We start from the raw sequence: 12,739 nt of genomic DNA, 5'->3' as shown, positions 1-12,739 counted from the left end.
GTGACCGGGCCGTTCGGCGCGAACTACCTGATGCCCAACCACAACGGCTCGAACATCCTCATGATCTGCACCGGCACGGGTTCCGCGCCGATGCGGGCCATGACCGAGTTCCGACGTCGCGCCCAGCACAAGGGCGAACCCGGCAGCGGCAAGCTGATGCTGTTCTTCGGGGCGCGGCGCTCGGAGGAGCTGCCTTACTTCGGTCCGCTGCTCAAGCTGTCCAACCAGTTCATCGACAAGCATTTCGCGTTTTCGCGCGTGCCCGGCGAGCCCAAGGCCTACGTGCAGGACAAGATCCGCGAGGCCGGGACGGCGGTGGTGGACATGCTCAAGGGCGACACCTATCTCTACCTGTGCGGCCTGAAGGGTATGGAGACCGGCGTAATGGAAGCGCTGCATGACGTCTGCGCCGCGCAGGGGCTCGACTGGAGCGAACTGCACGGGCGCATGGTCAAGGAAGGCCGCTTCCACGTGGAGACCTACTGATCAACCCAGGATCCGCGGATTCCCCATCTAGCGGAATCCGCGTCCATCACACGAGTCTTCGCACTTTGCAACGATGAATCTTCCTTTTTCCCTGGAACGCCGGCCTGATGAACAGCAGATCGGCGTAATCGGCGCCGGCACGATGGGTGCCGGCATTGCCCAGGTGGCCGCCGCCGCCGGGCATCCGGTACTGTTGCTCGATGCCCGTCCGGGCGCGGCTGCCGATGCGGTATCCCGTATCGCGAACGATTTGTCCGCCCTGGTTGGCAAGGGCAAGATCAAGGCGGATGCATGCGCGGCCTTGCTGGGACGCATTTCCGTCGTCGACGACGCTGCGCAATTCAAGCAGGCCGCGCTGGTCATCGAAGTGATCGTCGAAAAGCTGGAGGTCAAGCAGGCATTGCTGCGCGAACTCGAGGCGCATGTCGATCCCGGCGCGGTCATTGCTTCCAACACCTCGTCGATCTCGATTACCGCCCTGGCCAATGGCATGCGGCACCCCGGGCGTTTGGTCGGCATGCACTTCTTCAACCCGGTGCCGATCATGAAGCTCGTGGAAGTGGTGTCGGGTGCCGAGACGTCAAAAAACATCGCCGACGACATCTTCGAACTGGCGCGGCGCTGGGGCAAGACGCCGGTCCATGCGGCATCCACGCCCGGGTTCATCGTCAACCGGATTGCGCGTCCCTACTATGCCGAGGCGCTCGCCCTGCTGCAGGAACAGGCGGCGTCCCCGGAGGCGCTCGACATGCTGGCACGCGCCGCCGGTTTCCGTATGGGTCCGTGCGAGCTGATGGATCTGATCGGACATGACATCAATTACTCCGTGACCGTATCGGTCTTCGAGGCGAATTACGGCGATCGGCGCTACGTTCCGTCTCTCGTCCAGAAAGCGCTCGTCGATGGCGGGCGGCTGGGGCGCAAGTCGGGAAAAGGTTTCTATCAGGGCACGCCCGGTCGCCAGCCGCAAGCGGTCGCGCCTTCCCAAGGCGTCGCCATCGAAGTGCGTGGGAACGGCCCGCTGGCAGATCGCCTGGCATCGCTGCTGGATGCCGGCCAGGGCGAATTCAGCCGCAATGCCGATTCCGACTGGTCGGGCATGGTGATCGATGGGGTAGAACTTTATGTCACCGATGGCCGCAGTGCCGCGCGCCTGGCCGCCGAACGCGGGCTCGCCTGCGCCGCCGTGATCGACGTTCCGCTGCTGGCAGGCACGGAAAGGGCGCTCGGCATCGCCTATACCGACAGCGTCGAACAGGCAAAGCGCGCCATCATCGCGCAAGCGCTGGCGGCCTGCCGCTTGCCGGTCATCGAGCTGCGGGACATCCCGGGCCTGCTGCTCGCGCGCACGATCGTGATGCTGATCAACGAAGGCGCTGACGCGGTCTGGCAGGGTGTCTGCAGCAAGGAAGGCGCGGATCTGGCCATGAAGCTGGGCACCAATTATCCGGCGGGGCCATTCGAATGGCTGGAGGCGCTTGGCGCCGCATATTGCATGACGGTACTCGATCACCTGTACCAGGCATATCGCAGTGAACGGTATCGCGCCAGTCCTTTATTGGCACAACTGTATTGGAAAGAAAGGATGCCGAAGTGAGCGAACTTATCCCGGTTGACACCCAGAATTTCCGCATCGAATTGGATGGCGAGGGAATTGCCCACCTTGTCTTCCAGCCGGCCGGCGGCATGCCGGTCACCGACGCGCAAGGGCACCGCGCGCTGGCGGCGGTCTGGCCCGTATTGAGCAACGACCCGCGGGTCAGGGCAGTCCTGGTTCGCAGCGAGGGGAAGGCCTTCTGCACCGGCGGCGAACTGGCGATGGTGGAAGACATGCTGCAGTCCGAGGCGGCTCGCCAGCGGGTCATGCAGGAAGCGCGCGACATCGTGCGCGGCATCATCGATTGCGAGAAGCCGGTCATCTCGGCGATCAATGGCGCGGCCGTTGGCGCCGGGCTGGCGGTGGCGCTGCTGGCTGACATTTCGGTGGCGGCACGCAACGCCAAGCTCATTGACGGCCATACCAAGCTGGGCGTGGCGGCAGGGGACCATGCGGTCGCGATCTGGCCGCTATTGTGCGGCATGGCCAAGGCCAAGTATTACCTTCTGCTGTGCGGCGCCGTGAGCGGCGAAGAGGCCGAGCGCATCGGCCTGGTCAGCGTGGCGGTCGATGCGGACAACTTGCAGGAGGAAGCATTGCAGATTGCACGCAGGCTGGCGCAAGGCAGCCGGTCCGCGATCGCCGGAACGAAGCGCTCGCTCAACCATTGGCTGCGCGCGGCCTGGCCCGCGTTCGAAGCGTCGCTTGCTGCGGAGATCAATGATTTCGCGCAGGCCGACGCCCGCGAAGGCGTCGCGGCCATCAAGGAAAAGCGCGCGCCACGTTTTGGCGGGTCGGCGTCATGAAGTTCGCTGAAATCACGCCAGGCCGGCGGTTCACCCTCGGCCCAGTTCGCGTCGAGGAAGAGGAGATCATCCGCTTCGCCGGACAGTACGACGACCAATGGTTCCATACGGATCCGTCGGCCGCGGCGCAAGGGCCGTTTCATGGCCTGATTGCCAGCGGCTGGCATACCTGCGCGCTCGCCATGCAACTCGTGTCGCGCGGCATCCTCGCCGGCTCGGAATCGTATGCGTCTCCTGGATTGAATTACGTGAAGTGGCCTACGCCCGTGCGCCCCGGAGACACGCTTGTCCTCGAGATCAAGGTGCAGGAGTCGCGCCGATCCGCGTCGCAGCCGGCGCTTGGCATCGTGCGCTGGCAATGGGTAATGAACAACCAGCATGGCGACACGGTGCTGGACTTGGAGGCGACGAGCATGTTCAAGCTTGCGGCATCGTCGGGCGGTGTTCTTGCGCAATAGCGGCAGCAAGACAAGGCAAGTGGATTTTCTGAATCTGGCCGCTCGGAAGCACGAGGGACCATCAACCTGATGATGCGCCTGGCTCGTCATCACCACATTACTAAAACAGGGAGACATGCATGAAAAACATTCAAATGCCGCTCGCGGCCGCCGCGCTCGCACTCATTTCCGCGACCGGATTCGCGGCGGACGCGCCTTCGCAGAAGGAAGCCGAGGTCGTCGCCATCGTGAAAAAGGCGGTCGCCCACCTCAAGGCCAAGGGCGTCGATGCTGCCTGCAAGGATTTTGCCGACCCCGCCAAGGGATTCCAGTCCGCAGAGCTGTATCTCTTCGTCGAAGACATGAATGCGACGATGATCTGCAACATCGCCAATGCCAAGCTCAACGGCAAGAGCATGAAGGAGCTGAAGGACTCCAACGGCAAGGCGTTCAACAAGGATCTGATCGAGGTGGCGCAGAAGAAGGGTTCCGGCTGGGTGGATTATGTCTGGGTCAATCCGGCCAATCAGAAGCTGCAGCCGAAGTCCTCCTATGTGGAGGGTACGGGCGACTACATGGTCGGCATGGGCATCTTCAAGGATAAGTGACCACCCAGCAGGCGCAGCCTTCGCTTCTATCCCGGCCTGGCATTCCCCCTTGGGCTTGCCAGGCCACATTTTGTTTATCGGGAAAGGAAGCGGGCGATCAATCCGACGACATCCGCCGGCCCCTATCGGTGCGGGACGTGATGCGTGTCCGCCATGATTTTCACCTGCACAGGCCCGCCGGACCGTGCCTTGATGGCCTCCGTGTGTCGCGTCGGGCCGTCGCCACCGTTGTCCCCGTGAGTGAAAAGGGTGGAGCAGCTTATCTGCGTACCCGCTGCATTGCACAATAAAAACATTGACGCAGCCGGTCATGCGCCTATAATCGCTGTTATTGCACTGCACAATCCCGGAAGTTTCCGGGGCATAACGCACCGATCTTTAGGAGAATGTCATGTTTGCCACGAACGAGTCTTTCGCATCCTTTTTCAACAAGTTTCAACCCGCCAACAATCAGTTCGCCAATGCCTTCCAGAATTTCTTCCCCGCAGGGGCACAGTTCGCCGCGAACGGGAAGAATGCATTCGCCGGCAACGAGCAATTCTTGAGCGCCGCCAAGAACGGCATCGACTCCCAGGTAGCCTTCTTGTCCAAGCTGTCGGCGACCGCCATGGACAGCGCGAGCAAGGTTGCTGAGCTCAACATGAACGCCACCAAAGCGGCGATCGAAGAGTCCACCGTGATCGCGAACCAGCTTTTCGCTTCCAAGACGCCGCAGGAAGCAATCCAGTTCTTGGCAGCGCTGCCGCAGCCGAATGCAACCAAGGCCGTTGCATATGCCCGCCACCTGACCGATATCGCATCCAGCGCGCAGGCTGAATTTGCCCGCCTGACCCAGGAGCAAGCCGAGGAAATCATCCGCAAGTTCGTCGCCCTCGTCGATGAAGCCGGCAAGAACGCACCGGCGGGTTCGGAGAACGTCATTTCCATGATCAAACTTTCCACCGCCAACGTCAGCGCCGGCTACGAGCAGCTGAGCAAGGTCGCGAAGCAAGCGACCGAAGCGGTGCAGGCAAACGCCGCAGCGGTCGTGGACCAGGCAACGCAAGTTGGTGAGCAGGTCGCTGCCGCAACGGGCCGTACCCGCAAATAATCAGTTCTCGTTATACCCATTCGACGGGCCGCGATGCGGCCCGTTGTTTTTTTCGATGCGGTATTTATCGCGGAGGAGCCTGTCGCATCAATTTTTGAAGGAGTGAGCATGCCAGCATTGGCGAAAACCTATTTGCAGGCCGAGGTCGCGACGACATGCGGGACGCTCATCGTGAACAAAAGCGGTCAGCTGTTGCTATGCCATGTCACCGGCACCAACCACTGGGACATTCCAAAGGGCTTGCGAGAATATGGGGAATCCACGCTCGAAGCCGCGAAGCGCGAACTGCGCGAAGAGACTGGCCTTCAATTCGAAGACGCCATGTTCGAAGAGATCGGCGACTTCGAGTACGTCAAGAACAAGAGGCTGTATCTCTACAAGGCGCAGGCGCCTGACAGCATGGACAGCCTGGGCAACCTGATTTGCACGAGTTACTTTTCACATCGCGTGACAGGCGATCCGACGCCGGAGATGGATTCGTTCCGATGGGCGTCGCGCGGCAGCATCGAAACCTTGTGCCCGTTGCCGATGGCGCGGCGGCTGCTCTCACTGGAATGGTAATGGTACCCAGCCATTCTCCATTTTCCGAAATTTCCGGCGCGGACTGGAATTAGAGCGACCGGGCCAGCGCCGATAACATGAGCAACGATGCATGACCACTTGCTGAATCGCACGCAGGTCCGGGAACGCAGGCAAAATGGCGGGCAAGGAAAATCTTCAACGTAATACCTCTGCGAGATGATGAAAGATCAACAGGCATCCTCTATCGATCCAGTGTCGATGCCTGCCAGGCGCATTGCCCATCTAGACATGGACTCGTTCTTTGCGTCCGTCGAATTGCTGAAATACCCGGATCTGCGAGGGCAGCCGGTCGTGGTCGGCGGCCGTGGCGAATACCAGCCCGAGGAGCTTCCCGACGGCACGCGCCGCTATTCCCGCCTGCGCGATTACGTGGGCCGAGGGGTGATCACCACCTCAACTTACGAGGCAAGGGCGCTCGGGGTGTTTTCCGCGATGCCGATGATGAAGTCCGCCAAGCTCGCGCCCGATGCCATCCTGCTGCCGGCGGACTTCAACCAATACCGCCATTACTCCCGCCTGTTCAAGGCCGCGGTCGCCGGGGTCGCATCCCATATCCAGGACCGCGGGATCGATGAAATCTATATCGACCTGACCCGCGAAGCGGGGGAAACGCGCGCGCTTGCGCAACGCATCAAGGACGCGGTCTTTCATGCCACCGGGCTGTCTTGTTCGATCTGCGTGGCGCCGAATCGCTTGCTTGCCAAGATCGGTTCAGATCTGGAAAAGCCCAATGGCTTGACGGTGTTGATGCCCGAGGACATTCCGAGCCGGATATGGCCGCTTCCCGCGAGCAAAATCAATGGAATCGGTCCGAAGGCGGCGGAAAAGCTCAGGTCCCTCGGCATCTCCACGATCGGGGAGCTGGCAGCCGCCGACGCCGGTACCCTCCAGGACAAATTCGGTCGGTCATACAGCGCGTGGTTGCTCGATGCCGCACACGGCATCGACCACAGCGAGGTCGTCACGCATTCAGAGCCAAAATCGATCAGCCGCGAAACCACCTTTGCAAAAGACCTTCACCCGCGGCATGACCGCGGTGCCTTGGGCGAGATCTTCACCAATCTCTGTGTCCGGCTTTCCGAAGACCTTGCGCGCAAGCGGTGCAAAGGCAAAACGGTGGGAATCAAGCTTCGTTTCCATGACTTCCAGACCGTGACCAGGGATATCACCCTGGTCGCGCCGACCGATGACAGCGCCGCAATACGGCGCGCGGCGACGGAATGCTTGAAGCGGGTGACGCTCGACAAGCGAATACGCCTGCTGGGCGTAAGGATGTCCACGCTCACCCGTGGCGACGCCACCGTGGAAGCGCCGTCTGCATCCCTTCAAGGTGACTTGTTTGCCTGATGCCCGGTCGGGTTCCGTTTGCGCGGCGTGCGGTTCAGTCCCGCCGCACGGTGTCGATTCCGAGCATGCAGACGTCGTCAGCACCATGGCCTTTGGCGATCAACGCATCCATCCTGGCTTGAACGCCAGGCAAGGCCGCGAGAGGACGGTTTCCGGCCAGCTCAAGCATCAGGGCCACATCCTTGCGCGCCATCGCCAGCTCGAAGCTCGGTGTGAAATTGCCTTTTGCCATGTTCGTCCCCCTTCCATCCACCATGCCGTTCAGGTCAAGGAGCTTCAGCAGCGCAATCGCATCCATGCTGCCGATGTCACTCGCCTGCGCGAGCGTCAGCACGTCGGCCATGACAGCCACCAGTCCGATGATCAAGGCATTGCCGAGCAACTTGTTGGCGGCGGCCAGGTCCTGGCGTTCGCCAAGATATTTGACGCGCCTCGTCATCTTCGCGAGCTCGTCCTTGACGATGTCGTAGAGCGCCCCGGGGCCGGATACCAGCATGGTGCCTTGCGCATTGCGCGCGGCGGCAGGCGCCATGAAGACCGGACAGTGAAGGTATTTCACGCCTGCGTCGTGGAGACGCGCCGCGCGCTGCACCGTCAGTGCTGGCAAGGTGGTGCTGTGGTCGATGACAACGGCCCCATCCGCCAGGCCGGGACGGGCTGCGGCGATCACCTCTTCCACCACCGCGTCATCCTTCAGGACGAGGTGTACCCGGGTCGCGTCTCGGACGGCATCGGCCGGCGTGGCCGCCGCCTTGACGCCGAAAGCGGCGAGTGCCTCGACCTTGTTTGCAGACCGGTTCCATGCGGTCACGACGTCGCCACGTTTCGCGGCCGCTTCCGCAAACGCCGAACCAAGCAGTCCAGTGCCAAGAAATGCAATTTGAGCCATTGTCTTCTCCTCGTTGGATGGGGGAGTTCCAGTATAAATTCATGCCCGGATCAGCACATTGCGCTTGGCTTTGACGTATTGTGGTGACTAACCCGCGCTATCGCGCCGGTGGTCATTCCTTCGGCATGTCCTGCATCGAAGCGGGGCGACCGATCTGGTAAAATACTATCGATACTTAATATTTAATAGAATATACATATGGCATTTATCGAGCAGCGCTCCCGCCAAGTCACTGTCATGCAAGCGCAGCTGACCGAATTCCTGCATCCCGAAACGGGCGCGAGGCATCTTCACCTCGCGACCGACGATGCGGAGATGGCGTTCCTCGTGGCGTTCCCGACGGTGCCCCACAGCAGCGACGGCCGCGCCCATATCCTCGAACATCTCGCTTTATGCGGCAGCGCGCGCTTCCCGGTACGCGACCCTTTCTTCGCGATGCTGCGCCGGTCGGTCTCGACATTCATGAACGCGATGACCTATCCGGACCGGACCGTCTATCCGTTTGCCAGCACCGACAAGGCCGACTTCTTCAATCTGCTGGACATCTACCTGGACGCCGCATTCTTCCCGAAGCTGGATTACCTCGACTTCCTGCAGGAAGGCTGGCGGCATACCTTCGAGCAGGGCAAGCTCGGCTACGGCGGCGTGGTCTTCAACGAGATGAAGGGCGCGTTCGCCGATCCGATGCGTGCCTTGAACCAGGGATTGAGCGAGGTGCTTTTCCGGGACACGACCTATGCCGTCGAGTCCGGAGGCGATCCGCTTGACATTCCGTCGCTGACGCTCGAAGACCTGCGCGCTTTCCATGCGTCGCATTACCATCCGTCGCAAGCCGTGTTCATGACCGCAGGGCGCGTTGACCCGCGCGAAGTGCAGCAAGTCATCGCCGAACGCGTGCTGTCCAGGCTTGGAGGACGCGAGCCGCGCATGCGCCCGGAACTGGCCATGCCCTTTGCCGCGCCCCAGGAAACAACGGTGCGCGTTCCGTCCGCCGCGGCCGGCGAGGATGAATACGGCATCCAGTTCGCCTGGCTTTGCGGCGAGCGCATCGACATCGCCGCATACTGCCGCATGCATCTTCTCGACGCCGGTCTCATCGGCGATGCCTCGGCGCCGGTGATGCGCGCCATGGAGTCTGCTGGTTACGGCCGTCCATCGGCATTCAACGGTCTTGATCCCGGCAGCCGCCAGATGGTTTTCCACCTGGGCATGGAAGGCTTGACCCAATCCCAAACCAAAACGGCCGGGAAGCGCATCTGGTCCGCCCTCGAAGAAGCTGCCGAGACAGGCGTGCCGCGCGAGATGCTGGAAGCGGCGCTGCGCGATTTCCGCTTCTCTCAACGGCAGATCAAGGGTGGCCACACGCCTTATGGACTACGCAAGCTGTTGCATGCGCTGCCGCTGGAAATGGTCGGCGGCGACGCGATCGATGCGCTTGACCTTGAACCTTACCTGCAACGGATCGAACAGGAACTGGAAGATCCGGACTTCTTCAAGGCGCAAGTGCGCGCGCTCCTGGCGTCCACCAGCCGGCTGACCGCAACCGTCGTGCCCGATGCAAACTACTTCGCCCTGCGCGATCAGGCCGAGCAGGAGCGGCTGGCTGCCAGCCAGGCCAGCTTGAGCGCTGAAGAGATCGCCGCCATCGAGCGCGATTGCGCGGCGTTGCTGCAACGGCAGCGCACGCCTTCCGACAACAGCATCCTGCCCCGCATCAAACCGCAAGACGTCAGTCCGCTCCCGCCCGCGTCCTACCAGTTGCCGCCGGACGACGGGCGCGTGCTGGCGCTGCCGGTGGCAAGCAACGGCATCAGCTCGGTCAGGGTCATCTACGACCTGTCGGCTTTCCCTCCCGACGACTGGGCCTGGTTGAGCCTGTACGGCGACTTGCTGCCCGACCTCGGCGTGGGTCGACAGACTTTCGACCAGGCTTCCGCCTGGCGGCAGAAGCTGGCCGCTTCGTTCAAGGTTCAATACGACGCCGACGAGCCGCTCACGATGACCGACACCACACCCCGGTTGCGCCAGCGCATCGTCTTTTCCGCCGAAAACCTGCGGGAAGGGCAGGGCGACATGGCGGGCATGCTTGCCGAGTCCATCCGGCACGCGCGCTTCGACGAAAGCGAGCGGATTGCTTTCCTGATCGACAGCGCGGCCCAGGATTTATTGCAAGGCATCGCTGAAGACGGAAACCAGTATGCAAGCCTGGTTGCCGACGCGCCTTATTCGCTGACGCGGCAGTTCCAGCACACGACCGACGGCGTGGGCGCTATTGGCTTCTACCGCTGGTTGGCCGAGGAAATCGAGTCCGACGAAGGCTTGGACGCAATCTGCCGGCGTCTTGCGCAGTTGCACGAACGCGTGCTGGCCGCGCCGGTACAGATACTGGCGCTGGGCCTGCCTGGCGACGTCACGGCGCTGGCAAGGCATATCGATGGACTGATCCCCGCAACATCGCCGGCCGCTGCAGAGCCGGGCGTTTCAATCCCTCTGCCGCCACCGGCCAGCTCCGCGTTGACCGCGCCTGCGCAGGTCAATCACTGCTTCGCAACCTGGGCGGTGCCGCGCATGGGACATGAAGATGCACCGGCCTTGTACGTGCTCGCCAATCTGCTCACCAACCAGGTGCTGCACCAGGCGCTGCGCGAAGAGGGAGGCGCCTATGGCGGCCGCGCGCGCTATGACTTCAGCGCGGGGCTGTTCGGCATGTTGTCGTACCGCGATCCGCGTGTGGCCGGGACCTACGCCGACTTTGCAAGGGCCATTGAATGGGTAATCGACTCGCCGCTCAACCGCGAGCACATCGAGGAAGCCATCATTGGCGTCATCGGCGATCTCGACAAGCCGCAGAGCCCGGTTGAAGAGGCATTGAGCGCCTGGCGCCGGCGAGAGCGCGGCGTGACCCAATCCATGCGCGAGTCGTTCCGCGCGGGTGTGCTTGGTTGTACCGAAGCCGGGCTCAAGAACGTGGCAAACACCTGGCTTGCGAACAGCGTTCCGAGCCGTGCGGCCTTCGTCGGCAACCCGTCGCAAGACCTGGGCGACCTGGCCGTCGTCGAACTGTTAGCCACGCCCGCGGGTGCAAATCCGATGCGATGAATACCGGCAGGGAGCGCCGCTCAACGGTCGCGGCGCTTCCTCTGTGCCTCGTGCCGGTCCAGACGTGATGGTTCGAATGATTCGGGACATCATGGCGACGTACCGCAGGTCCTCAAGCTAGCGTTGCCGGGAAGGCGAACGAGGTTTCGGAGAAATCATCGCCCAGGCGAACATTGCGCCGACAACCGCCATGCCGGCAGACACGAACATGACTTGCCGGAATCCCGAGACGAGCGCGGAAGCGACCACCTGCTTGATCGCGGCCCGCGTTTGCGGCGGGGCTTGCGGCGGCAGCTCGATGGCGCCCATCTTGCCGCGCTGCGCCTGCACCTCCTGCGAGAGCGGAGCAGGGATCGCATTGCTGGCGAGGCCGGCATCGAGCGTGCGGCCGAATCCCGCGCCCATCACCAGGCCTAGCACCCCGATCGCCAGTACCGCACCGACGCGCGACACGGCGTTGTTGACGCCCGACGCCATGCCGGCTAGCTGTTCGCCGTGGGCGTTCATGACCGTCGTGGTCAAGGGTGCCACGGTGACGGCCATGCCCAGACCCAACACCACGGTTGCCGGGAAGTAGGTTTGCCAATAGCTGCCTCCGATGCCGGGGACCGCGTACAGCAAGAATCCTGTTGCAGCTATCAGCGGACCCGCAACGAGCGGCAGCCTGGCGCCATACCGGTCGGCTATCCCGCCGCTCCAGCGCGACAGCAAAAACATGACGGCGACGAAAGGCAGCAGCGCCGAGCCGGCCTCGGCCGAGGTGTAGCCTTGCGCCTGGATCAGGTTCAGCGGCAAGAAGTACAAGCCGCCGCCGAGGCCCGCATACAGCAGCAAGGTGAGCAGGTTGGCGCCGCTGAAGTCGCGCGACCTGAAAAGCTGGAAGCGCAACAGCGGCGCGGGATGCCGACGTTCCTGCGCGACGAAGAGTCCGGCCGCCGCCACCGCCAGTGCCGCCGATGCCAGCACCGCAGCGCTGGTCCAGCCTTGCGCCGGCGCCTCGGTCAGCGCGTACACCAGGCTTCCGAGCGACAGGCTGGCGAGGACTGCGCCGGCCCAGTCGAAACGCGTCCCGCTTGCAGGATCGCGGCTTTCGGGAACGAAGCGCCACGCCAGGAACAGGACCGCCGCGCCGAGCGGCAGGTTGATGAGAAAGGCGGCACGCCAGGAAAGGTGGCCGATGAGGAAGCCGCCAAGCACCGGTCCGATCGCGGCGGTGAGCGAGGTATATCCCGACCAGGTCCCGATGGCCTTGCCGCGTTGTTCTTCTTCGAAAGACGCGCTGATGATTGCGAGGCTGCCAGGCACCAGCAAGGCGCCACCTACGCCTTGTACCGCACGTGCCGCGACCAGTTGCCCCATGCTTGCCGCCAGTCCGCAGGCAAGCGAGGAAAGCGTGAACACCAACGTGCCGAGGATGAACACCTTGCGCCGCCCGAACCGGTCTCCTGCCGCGCCTCCTGCAAGCAGCAACGCGGCCAGCATCAGCGCATAGGATTCGATCACCCATTGCGCTTCACGCGCGCTCGCGCCCAAGGACTCCTGCAGCGCGGGCAGGGCGACGTTGGCCACCGTGCCGTCGACGAACACCATGCTTGAGGCCAGGATGGTCGTGGCCAGCACCAGTGGCCGGTGCCGGGCTGCACACGGTGATGCGCATGGCGCGGCGAGAATCGCGTTTTCGGCGCAGGGCAAGGGGGAAGAGCCAGGCATGGAACCACCTTTCGGGCATGATTGCACAACATCTATTGACGACGGAAAACCAGCGGCCGGCAAGCCGCTCGGACAGTGTAGACGCTGT

Annotated in this window: 10 protein-coding genes and 1 pseudogene; 9 read left to right on the top strand and 2 right to left on the bottom strand. The window is 62.8% G+C overall.

Annotated elements, in window-relative coordinates; genetic code table 11:
• The 8 genes and pseudogenes from G3574_RS08420 to dinB all read left to right on the top strand — a co-directional run.
• Positions 1-486: pseudogene (locus tag G3574_RS08420) on the top strand (benzoyl-CoA oxygenase); the annotation flags it as partial.
• A 73-nt stretch (positions 487-559) separates the two neighbouring features.
• The gene (locus G3574_RS08415) at positions 560-2,083 is read left to right on the top strand and encodes a 3-hydroxyacyl-CoA dehydrogenase (RefSeq protein WP_163961976.1); all 1,524 of its coding nucleotides are present in this window, start codon (positions 560-562) and stop codon (positions 2,081-2,083) included.
• Entirely contained in the window at positions 2,080-2,889 is an 810-nt protein-coding gene (locus tag G3574_RS08410; protein WP_163961973.1) for an enoyl-CoA hydratase/isomerase family protein, read from the top strand. Before G3574_RS08415 ends, G3574_RS08410 begins: the two co-directional genes overlap by 4 nt.
• Positions 2,886-3,347 carry a MaoC family dehydratase gene (locus tag G3574_RS08405; RefSeq protein WP_163961972.1) on the top strand — a complete coding sequence of 154 codons (462 nt, stop codon included), beginning with the start codon at positions 2,886-2,888 and terminating at the stop codon, positions 3,345-3,347. The genes G3574_RS08410 and G3574_RS08405 overlap by 4 nt, the downstream gene beginning before the upstream one ends.
• A 119-nt stretch (positions 3,348-3,466) precedes the next feature.
• A complete protein-coding gene (locus G3574_RS08400; protein WP_163961969.1) occupies positions 3,467-3,934 on the top strand; it encodes a cache domain-containing protein in 468 nt (155 codons plus the stop codon).
• 391 nt (positions 3,935-4,325) lie between these two features.
• Positions 4,326-5,024 carry a TIGR01841 family phasin gene (phaP, locus tag G3574_RS08395; RefSeq protein WP_163961967.1) on the top strand — a complete coding sequence of 233 codons (699 nt, stop codon included), beginning with the start codon at positions 4,326-4,328 and terminating at the stop codon, positions 5,022-5,024.
• A gap of 33 nt (positions 5,025-5,057) precedes the next feature.
• The gene (locus G3574_RS08390) at positions 5,058-5,585 is read left to right on the top strand and encodes an NUDIX hydrolase (RefSeq protein WP_163961965.1); all 528 of its coding nucleotides are present in this window, start codon (positions 5,058-5,060) and stop codon (positions 5,583-5,585) included.
• A 213-nt stretch (positions 5,586-5,798) separates the two neighbouring features.
• Positions 5,799-6,953 (top strand): DNA polymerase IV, encoded by a 1,155-nt coding sequence (dinB, locus tag G3574_RS08385; RefSeq protein WP_163961978.1) that lies wholly within the window; start codon positions 5,799-5,801, stop codon positions 6,951-6,953.
• A 34-nt stretch (positions 6,954-6,987) separates the two neighbouring features.
• Here dinB and G3574_RS08380 read toward each other — a convergent pair whose 3' ends face one another.
• Positions 6,988-7,842: an NAD(P)-dependent oxidoreductase gene (locus G3574_RS08380; protein ID WP_163961963.1), complete on the bottom strand. Its 855-nt coding sequence runs from the start codon at positions 7,840-7,842 to the stop codon at positions 6,988-6,990.
• A gap of 198 nt (positions 7,843-8,040) precedes the next feature.
• Here G3574_RS08380 and G3574_RS08375 point away from each other — a divergent pair, with 198 nt between their 5' ends.
• Entirely contained in the window at positions 8,041-10,941 is a 2,901-nt protein-coding gene (locus G3574_RS08375) for an insulinase family protein (RefSeq protein WP_163961961.1), read from the top strand.
• A gap of 117 nt (positions 10,942-11,058) precedes the next feature.
• On the opposite strand, the gene G3574_RS08370 is transcribed toward G3574_RS08375, so the two are convergent.
• A complete protein-coding gene (locus G3574_RS08370) occupies positions 11,059-12,561 on the bottom strand; it encodes an MFS transporter (RefSeq protein ID WP_328804766.1) in 1,503 nt (500 codons plus the stop codon).
• Between the last annotated feature and the right edge of the window lie 178 nt (positions 12,562-12,739).

This window comes from Noviherbaspirillum galbum (assembly GCF_010974945.1).
GTDB lineage: Bacteria > Pseudomonadota > Gammaproteobacteria > Burkholderiales > Burkholderiaceae_D > Noviherbaspirillum > Noviherbaspirillum galbum.
The sequence above is the reverse complement of the archived record's forward strand: the minus strand, read 5'-3'. Positions and strand labels throughout refer to the sequence as shown.